The 1,820-nt window shown below is 51.5% G+C and carries 7 protein-coding genes; all 7 read right to left on the bottom strand.

All coding sequences use genetic code 11. From position 1 onward, the window contains the following. Positions 1-33: 33 nt before the first annotated feature. Positions 34-168: a hypothetical protein gene (locus tag ACK4TH_RS11630; RefSeq protein WP_409626653.1), complete on the bottom strand. Its 135-nt coding sequence runs from the start codon at positions 166-168 to the stop codon at positions 34-36. 31 nt (positions 169-199) lie between these two features. Next, positions 200-379, bottom strand: coding sequence for a hypothetical protein (locus ACK4TH_RS11625; protein ID WP_409626651.1), 180 nt, complete (start codon positions 377-379; stop codon positions 200-202). 34 nt (positions 380-413) lie between these two features. Continuing rightward, positions 414-863 (bottom strand): hypothetical protein, encoded by a 450-nt coding sequence (locus ACK4TH_RS11620; RefSeq protein ID WP_409626649.1) that lies wholly within the window; start codon positions 861-863, stop codon positions 414-416. Further along, positions 863-1,075 (bottom strand): hypothetical protein, encoded by a 213-nt coding sequence (locus ACK4TH_RS11615; RefSeq protein WP_409626647.1) that lies wholly within the window; start codon positions 1,073-1,075, stop codon positions 863-865. Before ACK4TH_RS11615 ends, ACK4TH_RS11620 begins: the two co-directional genes overlap by 1 nt. Continuing rightward, positions 1,050-1,307 carry a hypothetical protein gene (locus tag ACK4TH_RS11610; protein WP_409626645.1) on the bottom strand — a complete coding sequence of 86 codons (258 nt, stop codon included), beginning with the start codon at positions 1,305-1,307 and terminating at the stop codon, positions 1,050-1,052. Before ACK4TH_RS11610 ends, ACK4TH_RS11615 begins: the two co-directional genes overlap by 26 nt. A gap of 58 nt (positions 1,308-1,365) precedes the next feature. Continuing rightward, complete coding sequence (locus tag ACK4TH_RS11605; RefSeq protein WP_409626643.1) at positions 1,366-1,500, bottom strand: hypothetical protein; 135 nt, start codon at positions 1,498-1,500, stop codon at positions 1,366-1,368. A gap of 139 nt (positions 1,501-1,639) precedes the next feature. After that, on the bottom strand, positions 1,640-1,820 hold a 181-nt coding region (locus tag ACK4TH_RS11600), incomplete at its 5' end, for a hypothetical protein (RefSeq protein WP_409626641.1).

The following is a 1,820-nucleotide window of genomic DNA, read 5'->3' as shown; positions in this document are numbered from 1 at the left end:
CGGACGACGCCATCCGGCGCGAGATGGACAGCCTCAAGACGTCTTAATCCCTTTGAAATCAGGGCTTGGTTCGGACGCAAAGCTGACAGACGCATACGTCCGTCGTGAACTAGTCTTAATCCCTTTGAAATCAGGGCTTGGTTCGGACGTCAACTGGCGAAGAAACACAAGATGGAAGTTCGTCTTAATCCCTTTGAAATCAGGGCTTGGTTCGGACGCTGACGGTGGAACCGAGCCGGTGATGTTGGCAAAGTCTTAATCCCTTTGAAATCAGGGCTTGGTTCGGACATCGAGTTGGAATCCGCCCTGTTGCGCGAAGGCGTGTCTTAATCCCTTTGAAATCAGGGCTTGGTTCGGACGCCCGGTTCGACTTGACCAAAATCTGGACGAGTTGGGTCTTAATCCCTTTGAAATCAGGGCTTGGTTCGGACTACACGCCGGTGGTAGTACAGCCCCAGCAACCACGTCTTAATCCCTTTGAAATCAGGGCTTGGTTCGGACAACATCAAGCCATATACCACGAAAAGCGGTGCCCGTCTTAATCCCTTTGAAATCAGGGCTTGGTTCGGACCGGCCGCGCAATATAAGACGATCCGCGAGCAGTGCGTCTTAATCCCTTTGAAATCAGGGCTTGGTTCGGACCCGCCTAAACTATCTAACCCGCCGGTATGGCGGGTTGTCTTAATCCCTTTGAAATCAGGGCTTGGTTCGGACCACCAGCAACTTGTCAAGTACGCCGAAGACCGCTTCGTCTTAATCCCTTTGAAATCAGGGCTTGGTTCGGACGGGCCAAAGTATGGAAAGGGGTAGAAGCGGCCTTGTCTTAATCCCTTTGAAATCAGGGCTTGGTTCGGACACAACATCAAGCCGTACACCACGAAAAGCGGTGCCGTCTTAATCCCTTTGAAATCAGGGCTTGGTTCGGACCCGGCCAGATCCGCAAGTCGATGGAGCGGTTCTGTCTTAATCCCTTTGAAATCAGGGCTTGGTTCGGACGGAGGTTACTATGTCTGCAAAAACCTTTGAAGGTTGTCTTAATCCCTTTGAAATCAGGGCTTGGTTCGGACATCGGCATCGCCCAAAAGGGCGTCGAAATTGACGCGTCTTAATCCCTTTGAAATCAGGGCTTGGTTCGGACGCGTGGGAACAAGTAAATGGGCCAATACCGGCGGGGTCTTAATCCCTTTGAAATCAGGGCTTGGTTCGGACAGTTGACGCGAAAGACAAGACCGCGAATGCAGCAGCGTCTTAATCCCTTTGAAATCAGGGCTTGGTTCGGACAAACTGTCGGCGGCGATTGAGTTCATCCATCGCCTGTCTTAATCCCTTTGAAATCAGGGCTTGGTTCGGACGCGCCTTCGCGCTCTACATCGACCAGCACGGCCCCAGTCTTAATCCCTTTGAAATCAGGGCTTGGTTCGGACCGCTTTGACCGGTGTTGGCGGCACGGTGGCTCGTGGTCTTAATCCCTTTGAAATCAGGGCTTGGTTCGGACTGCAATCGGTTCGTGAGTTCATCAATCGCAAGGCGTCTTAATCCCTTTGAAATCAGGGCTTGGTTCGGACGTACGGATCGACTTCGTGAACGCCTACTGCGAAGCGGTCTTAATCCCTTTGAAATCAGGGCTTGGTTCGGACGGTCACGTTGTCCAGCTCCTTAAACATGTCACAAGCGTCTTAATCCCTTTGAAATCAGGGCTTGGTTCGGACTTTTTTATAGATTCTCTAAGAACAGCAAGCACTTGTCTTAATCCCTTTGAAATCAGGGCTTGGTTCGGACTGCACCCCGGCAATATCGTTCGGTATGACAAGTACTTACGC

The sequence above is a fragment of the Tepidimonas sp. genome (assembly GCF_046292505.1).
Taxonomy (GTDB): domain Bacteria; phylum Pseudomonadota; class Gammaproteobacteria; order Burkholderiales; family Burkholderiaceae_C; genus Tepidimonas.
Note: the sequence above shows the minus strand (reverse complement) of the source record. Positions and strands in the feature narration are given on the sequence as shown.

What these genes read in the sequence shown, in the direction of transcription:
- ACK4TH_RS11615 (WP_409626647.1), bottom strand. Translation starts at nt 1,075, where the DNA reads ATGCCGATGTCCGAACCAAGCCCTGATTTCAAAGGGATTAAGACAACC.
- ACK4TH_RS11620 (WP_409626649.1), bottom strand. Translation starts at nt 863, where the DNA reads ATGTTGTGTCCGAACCAAGCCCTGATTTCAAAGGGATTAAGACAAGGC.
- ACK4TH_RS11610 (WP_409626645.1), bottom strand. Translation starts at nt 1,307, where the DNA reads ATGAACTCAATCGCCGCCGACAGTTTGTCCGAACCAAGCCCTGATTTC.